This window comes from Bradyrhizobium sp. Kon69 (assembly GCF_055807515.1).
This window is the reverse complement of the sequence record NZ_JBVVOS010000003.1, coordinates 257,857-274,630: the sequence shown is the minus strand read 5'-3', so window position 1 is coordinate 274,630 and position 16,774 is coordinate 257,857. Positions and strand designations below refer to the sequence as shown.

General features: G+C 64.5%; 16 protein-coding genes. 12 read left to right on the top strand and 4 right to left on the bottom strand.

All coding sequences use genetic code 11. From position 1 onward, the window contains the following. Nucleotides 1-33: 33 nt before the first annotated feature. Nucleotides 34-711 (top strand): peroxiredoxin-like family protein, encoded by a 678-nt coding sequence (locus AC0L3U_RS05730; protein WP_473361013.1) that lies wholly within the window; start codon nt 34-36, stop codon nt 709-711. Between the two features lie 3 nt (nt 712-714). Here the strand turns inward: AC0L3U_RS05730 and hydA are convergent, their stop codons facing one another. Together hydA and AC0L3U_RS05720 are read right to left on the bottom strand one after the other, a co-directional pair. Beyond that, nucleotides 715-2,169 (bottom strand): dihydropyrimidinase, encoded by a 1,455-nt coding sequence (gene hydA / locus AC0L3U_RS05725; RefSeq protein ID WP_473361012.1) that lies wholly within the window; start codon nt 2,167-2,169, stop codon nt 715-717. Between the two features lie 113 nt (nt 2,170-2,282). Further along, entirely contained in the window at nt 2,283-2,891 is a 609-nt protein-coding gene (locus AC0L3U_RS05720; RefSeq protein ID WP_473361011.1) for a TetR/AcrR family transcriptional regulator, read from the bottom strand. A gap of 102 nt (nt 2,892-2,993) precedes the next feature. Here AC0L3U_RS05720 and AC0L3U_RS05715 point away from each other — a divergent pair, with 102 nt between their 5' ends. The 6 genes from AC0L3U_RS05715 to AC0L3U_RS05690 all read left to right on the top strand — a co-directional run bounded on the left by AC0L3U_RS05715 (nt 2,994) and on the right by AC0L3U_RS05690 (nt 7,131). Next, nucleotides 2,994-3,689 carry a PspA/IM30 family protein gene (locus tag AC0L3U_RS05715; RefSeq protein WP_473361010.1) on the top strand — a complete coding sequence of 232 codons (696 nt, stop codon included), beginning with the start codon at nt 2,994-2,996 and terminating at the stop codon, nt 3,687-3,689. 40 nt (nt 3,690-3,729) lie between these two features. Beyond that, nucleotides 3,730-4,005: a YiaA/YiaB family inner membrane protein gene (locus tag AC0L3U_RS05710; protein ID WP_473347184.1), complete on the top strand. Its 276-nt coding sequence runs from the start codon at nt 3,730-3,732 to the stop codon at nt 4,003-4,005. A gap of 227 nt (nt 4,006-4,232) precedes the next feature. Then, nucleotides 4,233-5,297, top strand: a complete 1,065-nt coding sequence (locus AC0L3U_RS05705; RefSeq protein ID WP_473361009.1) for an amidohydrolase family protein — start codon at nt 4,233-4,235, stop codon at nt 5,295-5,297. 14 nt (nt 5,298-5,311) lie between these two features. Beyond that, nucleotides 5,312-6,424, top strand: a complete 1,113-nt coding sequence (locus AC0L3U_RS05700) for an amidohydrolase family protein (RefSeq protein ID WP_473361008.1) — start codon at nt 5,312-5,314, stop codon at nt 6,422-6,424. A gap of 15 nt (nt 6,425-6,439) precedes the next feature. Further along, nucleotides 6,440-6,853, top strand: coding sequence for a Rieske (2Fe-2S) protein (locus AC0L3U_RS05695; protein WP_473361007.1), 414 nt, complete (start codon nt 6,440-6,442; stop codon nt 6,851-6,853). A gap of 71 nt (nt 6,854-6,924) precedes the next feature. Next, complete coding sequence (locus AC0L3U_RS05690) at nt 6,925-7,131, top strand: hypothetical protein (protein ID WP_007615092.1); 207 nt, start codon at nt 6,925-6,927, stop codon at nt 7,129-7,131. A gap of 164 nt (nt 7,132-7,295) precedes the next feature. Here the strand turns inward: AC0L3U_RS05690 and AC0L3U_RS05685 are convergent, their stop codons facing one another. Further along, nucleotides 7,296-8,141: an SDR family NAD(P)-dependent oxidoreductase gene (locus AC0L3U_RS05685; protein WP_473361006.1), complete on the bottom strand. Its 846-nt coding sequence runs from the start codon at nt 8,139-8,141 to the stop codon at nt 7,296-7,298. Nucleotides 8,142-8,335: 194 nt separating this feature from the next. On the opposite strand from AC0L3U_RS05685, the gene AC0L3U_RS05680 reads away from it, so the two are divergent. The 4 genes from AC0L3U_RS05680 to AC0L3U_RS05665 all read left to right on the top strand — a co-directional run bounded on the left by AC0L3U_RS05680 (nt 8,336) and on the right by AC0L3U_RS05665 (nt 13,510). Further along, entirely contained in the window at nt 8,336-9,832 is a 1,497-nt protein-coding gene (locus AC0L3U_RS05680) for an aldehyde dehydrogenase family protein (protein WP_473361005.1), read from the top strand. 120 nt (nt 9,833-9,952) lie between these two features. Beyond that, a complete protein-coding gene (locus tag AC0L3U_RS05675) occupies nt 9,953-11,080 on the top strand; it encodes an alkene reductase (protein ID WP_473361004.1) in 1,128 nt (375 codons plus the stop codon). Between the two features lie 156 nt (nt 11,081-11,236). After that, a complete protein-coding gene (locus tag AC0L3U_RS05670; protein WP_473361003.1) occupies nt 11,237-11,740 on the top strand; it encodes a GFA family protein in 504 nt (167 codons plus the stop codon). A gap of 108 nt (nt 11,741-11,848) precedes the next feature. After that, complete coding sequence (locus AC0L3U_RS05665; RefSeq protein ID WP_473361002.1) at nt 11,849-13,510, top strand: thiamine pyrophosphate-binding protein; 1,662 nt, start codon at nt 11,849-11,851, stop codon at nt 13,508-13,510. 161 nt (nt 13,511-13,671) lie between these two features. Here AC0L3U_RS05665 and AC0L3U_RS05660 read toward each other — a convergent pair whose 3' ends face one another. Continuing rightward, nucleotides 13,672-15,051: an LLM class flavin-dependent oxidoreductase gene (locus AC0L3U_RS05660; RefSeq protein ID WP_473361001.1), complete on the bottom strand. Its 1,380-nt coding sequence runs from the start codon at nt 15,049-15,051 to the stop codon at nt 13,672-13,674. 241 nt (nt 15,052-15,292) lie between these two features. Between AC0L3U_RS05660 and AC0L3U_RS05655 the strand changes: the two genes are divergently transcribed. Continuing rightward, entirely contained in the window at nt 15,293-16,702 is a 1,410-nt protein-coding gene (locus AC0L3U_RS05655; protein ID WP_473361000.1) for a M20 family metallopeptidase, read from the top strand. Nucleotides 16,703-16,774 lie beyond the last annotated feature (72 nt).

The window sequence follows — 16,774 nt, the reverse complement described above, 5'->3', positions numbered from 1 at the left end:
GTTGCGGGCCAACAGCAATCGATGGAGATCTCCATGGCCCTGCAAGACAAACTCGATGCGTTCAAAGCCGACTTCGAAAGCGGCCGGTTTCCGGTCAAGCCCCCCAGGGAGGCGCTCGACACCATGCATCGCGCCACCGCCGAACTGATCGCAAGCGGCCAGGCGCAGCGTGCCAGGAAGGCCGGCGATGTCGCGCCGGAATTCACGCTCACCGACCCCGACGGCAAGCCGGTGTCCTCGCGCGACCTGCTCGCGAAGGGGCCGCTGGTCGTGTCGTTCTATCGCGGTGTCTGGTGCCCGTACTGCAATCTCGAGCTCCAGGCGCTCCAGGAGGCGCTGCCCGAGATTGCCGCGCGCGGAGCCAGCCTCGTTGCGATCTCGCCTCAGACCGCGCCGAACAGCCGCAAGTCGGAGCGTGACAACAACCTATCGTTCCCGATCCTGAGCGACGTCAGGAGCGAGGTCGCCGATGCCTTCGGCATCCGCTTCGCGCTCTCGGGCGAGCTGGTTGCGCTCTACAAGACGTTCAAGAACGACCTGCCAACGTTCAACGACGATCCATCGTGGGTCCTGCCGATGCCCGCTCGCCACGTCATCGGCCGCGACGGCATCATCGCCTATGCGGAGGTGAACCCGGACTACACGCATCGTCCCGATCCGTCCGAGCTGCTGCCGGTGCTGGACCGGCTGCGGACCGGCAAGGCGGCCTGAGCGCTACGGCGTCACCGCTCCGCGGCTCACGGCCCGCGGGGCAGTCAGCTCTTTCCAGGTGGAATTGGCGACATGCACCGGCGAGAACGCCGGGCGCTCGACATAATGGCCGTCGCCGGCCTCGGCGCGCAGATCGCCCTCCTTCCAGACGATTCGGCCGCGCGACAGCGTCGCCGCCGCTCCGCCGGTGCAGGAAAAGCCCTCGAACACGTTGTAATCGATCCGGCTCATCTGTCGCTTCGCGCTGATGGTCCTGCTCGCCTTGGGATCCCAAATCACGACATCCGCATCCGAGCCGACGGCGACCGCGCCCTTGCGCGGATAGATGTTGAGGATGCGGGCGATGTTCGCAGAGGTCACTGCGACGAATTCTTCCTTCGTCAGCCGCCCCGTGGTGACGCCCGCGGTCCACAGCAGCGCGAGGCGATCTTCGAGGCCGCCGGTGCCGTTCGGGATCTTTCTGAAGTCGCCGAGCCCGAATCGCTTCTGGTCGGTGGTGAAGGCGCAGTGGTCGGTCGCGACCACCTGCAGCGAGCCGGCTTGCAGACCGGCCCAAAGACTATCCTGATGCGACCTGTCGCGGAACGGCGGCGACATCACGCGCTGCGCGGAATGATCCCAATCCTTGTTCTGATATTCACCGGCGTCCAGCAGCAAGTGCTGGATCAGCGGCTCGCCATAGACGCGTTTGCCCGCCGCACGTGCGCGCGCGATCGCCTCATGCGCTTCGCGGCAGCTCGTGTGCACGATGTAGACCGGCGTCCCCGTCATGTCGGCGATCATGATGGCGCGGTTGGTGGCTTCGCCCTCGACCTCTGGTGGCCGTGAATAAGCGTGTCCCTCGGGCCCGGTGACACCGCGCGCGATCAGCGCCTCCTGCATCAGGGCGACGACGTCGCCGTTCTCCGCATGCACGACCGGCATGGCGCCGAGATGGGCGCAACGGGCGAACGAGTTATAGAGCTCGTCGTCGTTCACCATCAGTGCGCCCTTGTAGGCCATAAAGTGCTTGAAGGTGTTGATGCCGTAGGTTTTGACCACGGTCTCCATCTCGTCATGGATCTGCTTCGACCAGGATGTTACGGCCATGTGGAAGCCGTAGTCGGAGGCCGCCTTCTCGGATTTGTGTCGCCACTCCTGATAGGCCGCGAGCATCGACTGGCCGGGATCGGGCAGACAGAAATCCACCACCATGGTGGTGCCGCCGGCCAGCGCCGCCTTGGTCCCCGATTCGAAATCATCGGCGGTGACAGTGCCCATGAACGGCATTTCGAGATGGGTGTGCGGATCGATGCCGCCCGGGATGACGTAGGCGCCGCCGGCATCGATGATCTCGCACCCCGTCGGCGCATCGAGCGATTGCCCGACCGCGACGACGGTCGCGCCGTCGATCAGCACGTCAGCGCGGCGCGAATGATCATGATTGACGACGGTGCCGCCGCGGATGAGGAGGGGCATGGGAGGCTCCCGAGAGAGGCGTGAACCTCGCGAAGCTAGGCGCGCTGCATGCGCCGCGACAGGTGAAATTTTAGTCAGGCGTGGCCGGCAGTTGAGCTGTGCTGTCCCGGCCTCTACACCGCCCGCGCGATCAGTCCGTCAATCATCGCGCGCACCAGGCCCGCGATTTCCTTCCGGAGCGCCGGCAGCGGTACCGCGACCAGCTTCTGCTCCAGTCCCAGCGCCACCATCCCATGCACCGCCGAGAACAGGCTGCGCGCCGTGATCCCGAGCTCCTCCCGACTGCGTTGTGGAAACAGCGCGGCCAGCGGCTCGTAGACGTGGCGAAACAGCTGCAGCTGGTCGTCGATGGACCAGTCGGGGAGGGGCTTGTCGGCTTCCATGCGGTGCTCGAACAGCGCGCGCCACAGTTCGAGATTTTCCGCGGCGAAATCGCAATAGGCGAGGGCGATGCGGACCAGAGTCTCCGGTGGCGACGGCTCGCCCGCGCTTTCCGCCACGCTCAGGGCTTGGTCAAGCCGACGCAAGGTGCGCGAGCCCACACGCAAAATCAGCTCGTCCACATCGGCGACGAGATTGTAGACCGCCCCGTTGGCGCAGCCGATCTCGCGGGCGAGATCGCGGGTTTTTAGGCCTGCCAACCCCCTGTCGGCGATCATTCGTTCCGCCGCCAAGATCAGGTCGGATCGAAGTTTCTCTCGGCGTGCCAATGCCTTAGTCATCTGCAATCAAATTTCTGAGCGTTGCTCAAATATTTCTTGAACCAAGTTCAAGTTTCTTGCTACAAACCAACCGTGAGCAACGCTCATAACAGGGAGCCAACAATGTTCAAGACCGTAGTGACACTTTTCCGCGGCAGCGTGGCCGCCGCGGGGGAAGAACTGGAAGACCGGACGGCCCTTCTGATCCTCGATCAACAGATGCGCGACGCGGCCGCCGCCGTCGAGCGCGGCAAACGGACCCTGGCGCTGGCGATCGCACAGGACCAGCAGGAAGGTCGCAAGCTCGAGGCGACCGTCGCCCGCATCGCCGATCTCGAGACGCGCGCGGTTGCTGCGCTCGATGGCGGCCGTGAGGATCTCGCCAAGGACACCGCCGAGGCCATCGCGGGCCTGGAGGCCGATCGCGATGCGGCGCTGACGGCACGCGCATTGTTCGCAACCGAGATCGTCAGGCTGAAGCGGCACGTCGCGAGCGCGCAGGCCCGCATCACCGAGCTCGACCGTGGCCGCCGCGTGGCCCGTGCCTCGGAAGCGGTGCGCTCGCTTCGCCGCAGCGGCATCGAGGCGGCGCGCCCCTACGAATCCACGCTGCCGGAGGCGGAGAGCACTTTGAGGCGTCTTCGTGAGCGGCAGATGGAAGCCCAGGCCGCCGACGACGTGCTGGTCGAGCTCGATGCGGCCACCGGTCCGCTCGCCACCGCCGAAAAACTCGCCGAGCAGGGTTTTGGCCCCCGGCTCAAGACGACCGCGGACGACGTGCTGGCGCGGTTGAAGTCCAAGCGCACGCCGACTGTCTGATCCCAATCCCCATCATCATTCGAACCAACAGGAGACCATCATGAACCAGAACGGCCAGCTCCACAGCGGCGCCTGGGTGACCTTCACTTACGTGTCTTTCGCAGCCTCCGCCTTCCTCGTCGCCATCGGCATCTTCTTCCTGCCGATCGATTTCTGGATGAAGGGCTATCTCACGATGGGCGTCGTGATGCTGATCCAGGCCTGCGTCACCCTGACCAAGACCATCCGCGACAATCACGAAAGCAGCCGGATGGTGAACCGCATCGAGGATGCCAAGGCGGAACGTCTGCTGATGGAAGTCTCCAAGGCTGCTTGACGGGCATAGACAATCCGCAAGGAAGCAGCGGAGCCATGCGCTCCGCGGCTTCGGCGCCGGAACGCATTTCGCCATACCTCATATCGCGCCTGCGAAATGCAACAGAGCCATGACGATCGCGCGGGCGTGCGCTCTTGCGCAACCGCACGGGCAGGGGCAGTCTTCACAGGCGGCGCACAAGAACGCCGCCAATAAGATGTGCTTACAAGATCTCGGCGAGGAACCTCATGGCAGCGACGCGGATCGACTGCGACATCCACCCGGCGGTTGGTGGCACGCGCACGACGCTACTGCCCTATCTCAGCGATCACTGGAAAGAGCAGGTGGTGAGCCGTGCCATCGACGGGCTCGATCTCACCTCCTATCCACCGAGCATGCCGCTGGCGGGTCGTACCGACTGGCGTCCGGCGAACGGCGCAAAGCCTGGTTCCGATCTTGCGATGGTACAGAAGGGCGCATTCGAGCAGTTGGGTGCCAGCCACGCGATTCTCAACGTGCTCTACGGCGCTCAGGCCGTGTTCGATCCCTACATGGCGGCCGACTTCTGCAAAGCGATCAACGACTGGATCGCGACTGAGTGGCTGTCGCGCGATCCGCGCTTGCGTGCCTCGATCGTGGTGCCGATGCAGGACCCAGATCTGGCGGTCGAGGAGATCGAGCGCCGCGCCGGCGATCACCGCTTCGTCTCGATCCTCGTGCTGGCACAGGGCGAGACGCTCTTGGGACGGCGGCATTTCTGGCCGGTCTATCGGCTCGCGGAGAAATACAAGCTGCCGCTCGCGATCCACGCCGGCACGCAATATCGGCAGGCGCCGAGCTCGGCCGGCTGGCCGTCGCACCGCTACGAATATTACTTCGTCGAGGCGCAGGCATTTCAGGCGCAGATCTTGAGCCTGATCTATGAGGGCGTGTTCGGCAAGTTTCCGAACCTCAAGGTCGTGCTGATGGAATCCGGCGTGAGCTGGCTGCCGGCGTTCATGTGGCGCGCCAACAAGACCTGGCGCGGGGTGCGCGTCGAGGTGCCCTGGGTCGAGCGCGAGCCTGCCGCGATCATTCGCGAGAATTTCCGCGTCACCATGCAGCCGTTCGATGCGCCGGGCGACGCCAGAAGCGTCGAGGAGATCATCGACCAGATCGGCTCGGAAAAGATGTTCCTGTTCGCGTCCGACTATCCGCACTGGCAGTTCGACGGCGACGATCCGATCCCGCCGAACCTGCCGAACAGCATCATCTCGAAAATGTGCGTCGACAACCCGCTGGAGACGTTTCCGCGGCTGTCGCTCGCCAACTGACATTGGAGGTTCGCATGAGTGAGGTCATCGACCGCCCGCTGCGGGAAGACGAGAAGCCCGCTGCTTCGCGGCTGCGCATCGTCGATTGCGATGTCCATCCGAGCCTGCATTCGCCCGACGACCTCAACGAGTTCTTGCCAAAGCGCTGGCAGCAGCATCTGAAGGAATATGGCAGCCATTTGCGCACGCCCTATCTGTTCACCACGCCCTATCCGCGCTCCTCACCGCTGATCGCGCGCCGCGATGCCTGGCCGCCGACCGGCGGACCTCCCGGCTCGGATCTCGCCTTCATGCAGAAGCAGCATCTCGATCCGCTCGACGTCGAGTTCGGGATTTTGCAGGTGCTCGATCTCTTCATCTTCTCGCAGCAGAACCTCGAATTCGGTGCGGCGATCCAGCGCGCCATCAACGACTGGCAACTGGCGTTCTGGTCACATCGTGACCCGCGCCTGAAGGCTTCGATCCTGGTCGGCCAGGACGGCGTCGATCTCGCCATTGCCGAGATCGAACGCTGCGCGAAAATCGGCGAGTACGTCCAAATCAACGTCTCGCCGCGCGCCAACGAGCCGCTCGGCCGCCGCCGCTATTGGCCGATCTACGAGCGTGCCCAAGAACTAGGTCTGCCGCTCGGCATCCATGTCGGCGGCTATGGCGGGCATGCGCCGACCGGTGGCGGCTGGCCGTCCTATTATGTCGAGGAGCACCAGTCCAACGCGCACACGATTGCGGCGCAGCTTGCCAGCCTCGTGATCGAGGGCGTGCCGCAGCGCTTTCCAAAATTGAAGTTCGTCTTCATCGAGGGCGGCTTCGGCTGGATCCCATCCGCGGTGTGGCGGATGGACCAGCATTTCGAGCGCTTCCGCAGCGAGGTGCCGCATCTCAAGCGCAAGCCGTCGGAATACGTCCGCGAGCACTTCTGGTTCACGACGCAACCGATCGACGAACCTGACGAGGCCCGGCACCTGCGGTCGCTGATCGAATGGGTCGGCATCGATCGTCTCTTGTTCTCGTCGGACTATCCGCACTGGGATTTCGACGATCCGCGGTTCGCCTTCAAGACGCCGCTGACAGAAGCCGAGCGAAGGAAGATCTTCAGCACCAATGCCCGCGCCGTCTACAAGTTCTGAGAAGGTCCGCACGGTATGGCCCGTCACATCGTCGCGTCCACCTCAGAGATCCCACCCGGTGGCAACAAGGTCGTCGATGTCGATGGCCGCGACATTGTCGTGTTCCACGTCAATGACGAGTTCTTCGCTTTGCTGAACCGCTGCCCGCACGAAGGCGCGCCGCTGGAGAAAGCGGCCTGTGTGGCGCGACTGACCTCGCCCGAGCCTGGCATCTATCAACGCTCGCGCGTCGGCGAGATGCTGCGTTGTCCCTGGCATGGCTGGGAGTTCGACATGCGCAACGGCCAATCCTGGTTCGACCCGAAGCGCGTCAAGATCAGGTCATATCCGGTCGCGGTGGAGCGCGGCGAGGAACTCCAGAAAGGTCCGTATGTTGCCGAGACCTTTCCGGTGCATGTCGAGGACAGCTACGTGATTGTCGAGATCTGAGCAGCCGTTTCGGATTGTGATTTCGCCGCAGGTGGGATAAGCCTCGCCCGCATTTATGGCGGAGACGAGCTTTGTCGAAACAATCCCTGCGTGAGGAGGCCGAGCGCCTGATCCGCGAATCGATGGAAAAGAAAACCGTCGTCGTCAAGCAGGGTGATACCCGCATCGAGGCCGTCTGCGGTAAATGCGGCGCCCCGAACCGGGTGCAGGCGCCAAAGGGCCAGACCCGCATCAAGTTCGCCTGCAAGAATTGCGGGCACCAGCAAGAGACGCTGTAGGTTTCTTCACCCTCTCCCCCTGTGGGAGAGGGTGGCTCGCCGCATAGCGGCGAGACGGGTGAGGGGTTTCTCTCCGCGAGAGACACTGCTCCTGAAATTGCGGATGCAACCCCTCATCCGGCGCTTCGCGCCACCTTCTCCCACAAGGGGCGAAGGAAAAATGCCTAATCCCCCTTCACAAACTTCGCGAATGCATCCGCATGGTCCGGATGCCAGCGTGACAGCGGCGGGCGGTTCTCCACGATGTCGCCGGCGGCCCACAGCATGCGCTTTTCGTCGAGCGCACGCGGGACGTCGTTGTCCGGGCACAGGATGTAGAAATCGCCGGCCTCCAGCCGCGCCAGCATGAAATCCACGGTCTGCTCGGCCGTCCAGGCGCCGGCCGGCTTCTCCGTCCGGCCCTTCGCGGTAAGGTTCGTGAAGACGAAACCGGGGATCAGCAGATGCGCGGTGATACGGCAATCCCTGGTGTTGCGCAGCTCGTGCTGGAGCGCTTCCGTAAAAGCTTTCACGCCGGCCTTGGAGACGTTGTAGGCGGGATCGCCGGGCGGGGTGGTGATGCCCTGCTTCGACCCGGTGTTGATGATGAGCCCCGCCCTGCCGCGCTCCATCATGTTGGGCACGAAGATGCGCGAGCCATTGATGATGCCCCACATGTTGACGCCGATAATGCGCTGCCAGTTGTCGGGTTCGCCGAACAGCGTGCTGCCGGGCTGGATGCCCGCGTTGTTCATGAGGATGTCGGTGCCACCGAAGCGCTCGCGCACGGCGCGCTCCAGTTCCGTCACGCTCTCGGCCTTGCTGACGTCAATCGCGAAGGTCATCACGTGTGTGGCGGACGTCAGGGATGAGAGTCTTGTTGCGGCATCCGCCAGTCCCGCCTGATCCACATCGGCGATACACACCTTCATGCCGTCGCGCGCGAACGCTGCGGCGGCGGCGAATCCGATGCCGGACGCACCGCCGGTGATCACGGCAACATTGTCTTTGACGATGGCGGGGTGGGGCATGGATCGTCTCCGGGGAGGGGCTCGGTCGTGCCATAACATGGCACTCGCGCGACCCTGCACAAGTCGGCATGGGAGGTCTTCGTTCCGCGCCGACTTTACGCCTCTCCTTTACGCCTGTCCGGCATCGCAGTATTCTATCGACCAACGATCCCGCCCAGATCGAACCAATCAATCATTTGACAGGGAGTTCAGCCATGGCTGTGTCGCAGGCTATTCCGATCACGCGCCATCCATTCGCCAACGGGTCCTACAAGCAGATGCTGATCGACGGGAAGTGGGTCGATGCGGCCTCCGGCAAGCGCTTCGAGACCCACAACCCCGCAACCGGCGAACTGCTCGCAACCGTGGCCGAGGGCGACAAGGAAGACATCGACCGTGCGGCCGCTGCCGCCCGCCGCGCCTTCGAAGGTCCCTGGAGCAAGGTCAAGCCGTTCGAGCGGCAGAACCTTCTCCTGAAGCTTGCCGACCTCGTCGAGAAGAATTTCGACGAATTGTCGCAGCTCGACACGCTCGACATGGGCGCGCCGCTCAGCCGTACCCGCGCCTACCGCCTGCGCGCCGTCGGCATGCTGCGCTATTATGCCGGCCAGACCACCGCGATCCACGGCGAGACCATCGAGAACTCGCTGCCCGGTGAAATCTTTTCCTACACGCTGAAGGAGCCGATCGGCGTCGTCGGCGCCATCATTCCCTGGAACGGTCCGCTGACTGCGACGATCTGGAAGATCGGTCCGGCGATCGCGACCGGCTGCACCGTCGTGCTCAAGCCCGCCGAAGAGGCGCCACTGACCTCGCTGCGCATCGCCGAGCTGGCGATGGAAGCGGGCGTTCCGCCCGGGGTCATCAACGTCGTGCCCGGCTATGGCGAGACTGCGGGCGCGGCGCTTGCCGCGCATCACGACGTTGACAAGGTTGCCTTCACCGGCTCGCATGTCACGGGCCAGTCGATCATCCGAGCCTCGGCCGGCAACCTCAAGCGCGTCTCGCTCGAGCTCGGCGGCAAGTCGCCGGACATCGTGTTCGCCGACGCCGATCTCGATGCGGCCGTGCCGGGCGCCGCAATGGCGGTGTTTGCCAATTCGGGGCAAATCTGCAGCGCCGGCACCCGGCTGTTCGTCGAGCAGTCGATCTACGAGGAGTTCGTCGGCCGCGTTGCCGAGTTCGGCAAGAAGCTGCAGGTCGGCAACGGCCTCGATCCCAACACCCAGATCGGACCGCTGGTGTCGGAGCAGCAGCTCGAGCGCGTCACGAGCTATCTCGATATCGGCCAGAAGGAAGGCGCGCGGGCGCTCGCCGGCGGCGGCCGCGTCACCGAGGGCGCGCTTGCAAAAGGCTTCTTCGTCTCGCCGACAGTGTTCGCGGGCGTTCAGGACAACATGCGGATCGCGCAGGAGGAGATTTTTGGTCCGGTCATCTCCGCGATCGCGTTCAAGGATATGGACGAGCTGGTCAAGCGCGCCAACGCCACCACGTTCGGTCTCGGTTCAGGGCTGTGGACGCGCGACGTCAGCAAGGCGCATGCGGTCGCGAAGAGCCTGCGTGCCGGCTCTGTGTGGGTGAACTGCTACCAGGCGATGGACCCGGCCGTCCCCTTCGGCGGCTACAAGATGAGCGGCTACGGCCGCGAATCCGGCAAGCAGCACGTCGAGGAATATCTCAACGTGAAGGCCGTCTGGATCAAGACGGCGTAACACTGGTCTTTCCCGCGTTCCGCGGGAGGGAATATCTGGTTTTGCAGGGGCGGCGCCTTTCCCGGTGGCCGCCCCCTCGCTATATGATGCGCATCCTTCCTTAGCCATTCTGGGGCCGGCATGAAATTCGAGGCGTTGTTTCAACCGTTGCAGATCGGTCCGTACAAGCTGGCGCACCGCGTCGCGATGGCGCCGTTGACGCGCATGCGGGCCGAACGCGAGAGCTTTTCGCCGCGGCCGCTCAATGCCGAATATTACGGTCAGCGCGCCACCCAAGGCGGCCTGCTCATTGCCGAGGCCTCGCCCGTGCTCTCGCATGGTCGCGGTAATCCGGCGACGCCCGGCATCTATTCGGAAACGCAGATCGCGGGCTGGCGCAAGGTGGTCGACGCCGTGCACGCCAAGGGGGGCATCATCTTTCTCCAGCTCTGGCATGTCGGCCGCGTCTCGCATTCTTCCTTCCACGGCGGGGAGCTACCGGTCTCGGCCTCGGCGATTCCGATCAGGGCCGAGGGCATGAAGGCAATGACCGCCGACGGCAAGATCTCCGACTATGAGACGCCGCGCGCGCTGGAGACGGACGAGGTCATGGGCATCGTCGAGGCCTTCAGGCAGGGCGCGAAGAACGCGCTGGCCGCCGGCTTCGACGGCGTCGAGATCCACGGCGCCAACGGCTATCTGCTTGAGCAATTCCTGCAATCACGCAGCAACCAGCGCACCGATCAATATGGCGGTTCGATCGAAAACCGCGCGCGGCTTCTGCTCGAAGTGACCGAGGCCGCGATCGACGTCTGGGGCGCGGGCCGCGTCGGCGTGCGGCTGTCGCCCCACGGCATCGCCAATGATTCCGGCGAGCCCGATCCAATGCCGCTCTACACGCACGTGGTCAAGGCGCTCGACGAGCTCGGCCTTGCTTATTTGCATTTCATCGAACCGCGCTCCAGCGGTTCGGGCCGCGCCGAGGTCAACTGGCAGAACGTGCCGTCGGCAATGCTGCTGTTCCGCCCGCTCTACAGCGGCGTGCTGATGACGGCAGGCGGGTTTACGGGCGAGACGGCGAACGCCGCGATCGCAGAGGGACACGCCGACCTCATCGCCTTCGGCCGCATCTTCATCTCCAACCCCGATCTGCCGCGCCGCCTGCAGCACGACTACCCTCTCACGCCGTATAACCGTGCGACGTTCTACGGCGGCGCGGAGAAGGGTTATACGGACTATCCGGTGTATGACGAGCTGACGTCGGTCTGACACTGCTGTAGCCCGGATGAGCGAAGCGATATCCGGGGTCTTCACCTAAGCTCTGGTCTTCCCGGACGTCGCTTCGCTCATCCGGGCTGCGGAGTTATTGTGTTGCCCCGACGGACACCACGAATTCCGTCATTGCGAGCGATGAGGGAAGCACCCATGGCCAAAGCCGCAGCCGCCGCAGGAGTTGCCACCGGCCAATGCCTCTGCGGCAAGGTCACCTTCGAGATCGACGTCCCCGCACGCTGGGCCTGGCACGATCACTCCGCCGCCAGCCGTCGCGCCCACGGCGCCGCCTATGCAACCTATGTCGGAAGCTGGAAGAAGCGGTTTCGCATCACCGCAGGCAAGACGGCGCTGACGCGCTACGAGGACAAGGCAACGAAGACCTCGCGCAGCTTCTGTGCGCATTGCGGCACGCCGATCGCATATGAGCGCCCGCGCGGGCCGCACATGGTCAACATCCCCCGTGCGCTGTTTAGGGAACGCACCGGCCGCCAGCCGCTCTATCACATCGCGATCGAAGAGCTGCAGGAATGGACCTATACCGGCGAGCCGCTGGTACCGTTGAAGGGCTTTCCCGGTGTGGTCTGGCAGCGCTCGAAAAAGAAGAAGCGGACGAGCGGCGAGGACCCGTTCGAGCTGGGGCGCGAGGAGATGTAGCGTGCTGCGCCCACGCAACGCAGCCATGACCGCGCTTCCTTGCGCGCCTCCCGCGATTTCGGCCATCATGCTTCCTGCCTTGCGGCAACGTCCGCCTCTGGAGGAAACATGAAGAACAAGATCACCGGCCGCTCCGCCTTTCTCGCGCTGCTCAAGGACGAGGGCATCACGCATCTGTTCGGCAATCCCGGCACCACCGAGCTGCCGATCATGCATGCGCTGAAGGACCATCCTGATCTCACCTATGTGATGGCGATGCAGGAGAGCCTGGTGGTGGCGATCGCGGATGGCTATAGCCGCGCCTCCGGAAAGCTCGTCGCCTGCAACGTCCATGTCGCGCCTGGCCTCGGCAACGCGATGGGCTCGCTCTACAACGCCCAGTTCACGGGCACGCCGATGATCCTGACCGCGGGCCAGCAGGAGCAGGGCCACGGCCTGATGGAGCCGGTGCTCTACGGCCCGCTGGTGCGCATGGCGGAGCCGCTGGTGAAATGGGCGGTCGAGGTGACGCGGCTCGAGGATCTGCCGCGCATCGTGCGCCGCGCCGCAAAAGTCGCGACCACGCCCCCGACCGGGCCGGTGTTCATTTCGTTGCCCGGCGACATTCTCAACAGCGAGGCCGGGATCGATCTCGGCCGCTCCACCCGCATCGACGCCCGCACAAGGCCATCGGATGAGGCACTCAAGGCGTTCGCCGCGCGACTGCTGAGGGCCGAGCGTCCCGTGATCGTCACCATGGACGAGGTGGTGAAGAGCGACGCGCTCAAGGAGGCCGCCGAACTCGCCGAGCTTTTGGGCGCGGCTGCGTACCAATCCTCGACGCCCTATGGCTCGCACTTCCTCTCCGAGAGGCCGAGCTTCGTCGGCACGTTGGCACGGGTTCAGAAAGTCGCGCGCGACATGCTTGCGCCGTACGACCTCTTGATCGCGCTCGGCGGTGATCCGTTGCGGATGTCGGTCTACAGCGAGGTCGATGCGCTGCCGGAGGGCCTTGGCATCGTGCAGATCGGCCTCGGCGATTGGGAGATCGCCAAGAACTACGGCGCCGAGATCGCGCTGAAGGCGGATCTGAAGGAAACGCTGCGCGCGTTGATCCCGGTGCTGAAGGAGATGGGCGGCGCGGTCCTGGCGCAACGTGCGAGGCAACGTCTCGCCGAGCTCGCGCCGAAGAACTGGACCGCGCGGCGCACCGCGCTGGTCGAGCAGATCGGCAAGGCCGCGGACCGCAGCCCCATCGATCCAGACTGGCTGGTGCTGCAAATGGTCGAGGCCATGCCCGCCAACGCCATCCTTGTCGACGAAGGCCTCACCTCGAGCCGCCAGATCACGGCGCTGCGTGCGCACCGCGATCGCTTCGGCTATCACGGCCTTGCCTCCGGCGGCATCGGCTGGGGCCTGCCGGCTTCCGTCGGCGCCAGCATCGCCAATCCCGATCGTCCCGTGGTCTGTTTCTCCGGCGACGGCAGCGCGATGTATTCGATCCAGTCGCTGTGGACGGCGGCGCATCACAAGCTGCCGCTCAATGTGGTCATTGCCAACAATGGCGGCTACCGCATCATCAAGCAGCGTCTGCTCGCCTTCCATGGCGACGACAATTACGTCGGCATGGATTTTGTCGATCCGCCGGTGGATTTCACAGGCGTGGCGAAGGCGCTGGGATGCGAGGCGATCAAGGTTAGCGACCCCCGCGAGCTGAAGGCGACGCTGGCGTCGGCATTTGGCCGGCCCGGAACCAAGCTGATTGAGGTGATGGTGGACGGGAAGGTGTAGCCCTGCTGTCGTCCCGGCGAAGGCCGGGACCCAACCGCGTGATCTATCGGTCACGCGTGCTACTAGTCCCCAGCGACCAATCTTCGCCAAACCATTCCCTGGGGTTATGGGTCCCGGCCTTCGCCGGGATGTGACACCGAGGGTGTGGCGCGATCTTCCGCCTACCCCTTCCTCCCCACCCTGAATCCCGCCGCCGGATGCGGCGCACCCAGCCGCGCACGCCCGTCACCGAACAGCTTCTCCCGCAGCGTGCCCTGCGCGTACTTCGCCTTGTATCGGCCACGCCGCGTCAGCTCCGGCACCAGCATGTCGGCGATGTCCTCGAAATCGCCGGGTGAGATCGCGAAGGCGACGTTGAGGCCGTCGACATCGGTCGCCTCGAACCAGGCCTCGATCTTGTCCGCGACCATCTCCGGCGTGCCGACCACGACGGGACCGGCGCCGCCGACGCCGACATGCTCGATGACGTCGCGCACGGTCCAGACGCGGTCGGGATCTGCGCGGGTGACGTTATCGAGTGCGCTGCGGCCGGCGTCGTTCTGGACATGACGCACCTGCTGATCGAGCTCGTAACCGGAGAAGTCGATTCCGGTCCATCCCGACATCAGCGCCAGCGCGCCCTCCGGGCTGATATGGCGGCGATAGTCGGCATATTTTTCGTTCGCCTCGGCCTCCGTCCGCCCGAGGATGATCGTCATCATCGAGAACATCAGGATTTCCGCCGGATTGCGGCCGAAAGCGGCGGCCTCCTGACGGATCGCCGACACCCGCGGCGCGATCACTTTTGCCGAGGGTCCCGACATGAACACGCATTCGGCATGCCGTGCCGCGAACTGCCGTCCGCGCGGTGAGGTGCCGCCCTGATACAGCACGGGCGTCCGCTGCGGCGACGGTTCGCTCAGGTGGATGGTGTTGTTGATGCGGTAGTTCGCGCCCTGGTGGTTGACGCGATGGACCTTTGTGGGGTCGGTGAAGATGCCGCGCGTGCGGTCGCGCAGCACGGCGTCGTCCTCCCAGCTCCCTTCCCAGAGTTTGTAGACGACCTCCATATATTCGTCCGCGATCTCGTAGCGGTCGTCGTGCCCGATCTGCTTGTCCTTGCCGGCGCCGCGCGCGGCGCTGTCGAGATAGCCGGTGACGACGTTCCAGCCGATTCGTCCCTCGGTGAGATGATCGAGCGTCGACATCCGCCGCGCGAACGGATAGGGCGGCTCGAAGGAGAGGTTGCTGGTGACGCCGAAGCCGAGATTCTGCGTCACCGCGGCCATTGCCGACAGCAGCAGCAGCGGATCGTTCGAGGGCGACTGGGCTGCATTGCGCAAGGCTGCGTCAGGACTGTTGCCGTAGACGTCATAGACGCCGAGCACGTCGGCCAGGAACAATCCGTCGAAACGGCCGCGCTCCAGTGTTTTGGCAAGATCGATCCAGTAGGGCAGGCGGTTATATTCGGCAGTGCGGTCGCGCGGATGGGTCCACAAGCCCGGTGATTGGTGCGCGACGCAATTCATCGCAAATGCATTGAGCCTGATCTGCTTGGCCATGATGGTCCCCCGGCGCCCTGTACCGGGCGCTCTTCGAATGATAGAGCTGCGCCCGAACTTGGCGAAGTTCTTGCATATAGCGCGACCTTGGCAAGGCCAAAATCCGCGGCGCTGCCGCGCTTGGCAAGCCAATCTCAAGAGAGCAAGAACGAAATCCCAAGACTATCGAAGTCCCCGCCACTTTCGGAGGCCTGCCCGCATCGGGTATGGTCCTTCGTCTCGCAACCTAAAAAAGAAAATAATGACCAGAGCCGATGCCATCGCCCGCGCCCGTGACGATTTCAAATCCGGCGCGTTCCTCGCCGAGCTCGACCGCCGCGTCGCCTACCGGACCGAGAGCCAGAATCCGAACCGGAGCGTCGAGCTGCGCGCCTATCTGGAACAGGAGATGGTGCCCGCTTTCGCCGCGCTCGATTTCCAAAGCCGGATGATCGAATCTCCTAGCGGCAAGGCGCCGTTCCTGTTCGCCGAACACCACGAGAGCGAGACTGCGCCGACCGTGCTGATCTACGGTCATGGCGACGTCGTCGACGGCATGGAAGGCGAGTGGCGCGACGGCCGCGATCCCTGGCGCACCACGGTTTCGGGCACGCGTCTTTACGGTCGCGGCACGGCCGACAACAAGGGCCAGCACAGCATCAACATGGCCGCGCTCCGCGCGGTGCGTGAGGCCCGCGGCGGCAAGCTCGGCTTCAACGCCAAGTTCATCGTCGAGATGGGCGAGGAGATCGGTTCGCCGGATCTCGGCAAGGTCTGCGACCTCAATCGCGATGCGCTCAAGTCCGATCTGTTCATGGCCTCCGACGGGCCGCGCCTGTCCGCCGATCGTCCGACCCTGTTCCTCGGCTGCCGCGGCGGCATCCGCATTCATCTCGATGTGACCCTTCGCGACGGCGGCCATCACTCCGGAAATTGGGGCGGCGTGCTCGCCAACCCCGCGACCATTCTGGTCAACGCGATCTCGACGCTGGTTGACGGCCACGGCCGCCTTCAGCTGGACGCGCTGAAGCCGCCGCGCCTCACCAACCAGATCCGCAGCTATCTTGCGGACGTGAAGGTGGTGCCGACCGAGGACGAGCCGGCCTTGGCCGAGGACTGGGGCGAGGAGGGTCTTTCGGCGGCCGAGCGGCTCTATGCCTGGAACACGCTCGAAGTGCTGGCGATGTCGTCGGGCAATATCGAGAAGCCGGCCAACGCCATTCCCGGCCACGCCAATGCCGTGCTGCAACTGCGTTTCGTGGTCGGCACCAGGATCGATGTGCTGATCGAGGCGATCCGCGCGCATCTGGCGCAGAAGGGCTTTCCGATGGTCGAGGTGCGGGCGGCGCAGAGCTTTGCCGCCTCGCGCACGGATTTTGACAGCCCCTGGATCACATGGGCGGCGGATTCGGTGCGCCAGACCACCGGCAAAGTGCCGGCGGTGCTGCCCAATTTCGGCGGCTCGTTGCCCAACGACGTGTTCTCCGAGATCCTGGGCCTGCCGACGATCTGGGTGCCGCACTCCTATCCCGGCTGCTCCCAGCATGCGCCCAATGAGCACATCCTGCTGCCATTGACCGAAGAGGCCTTGACGGTGATGGCCGGCCTGTTCTGGGATCTCGGGGAATTGCCAGGACCGCTAACAAGCCCGCTAACGCGCCCGCCGGCCTGAGCCGTTAACCGGAGCCGCGATCCAGCCAAAAGTCACATTCTATTCCAACCCAATTTGTGCTTGCATCCCGCC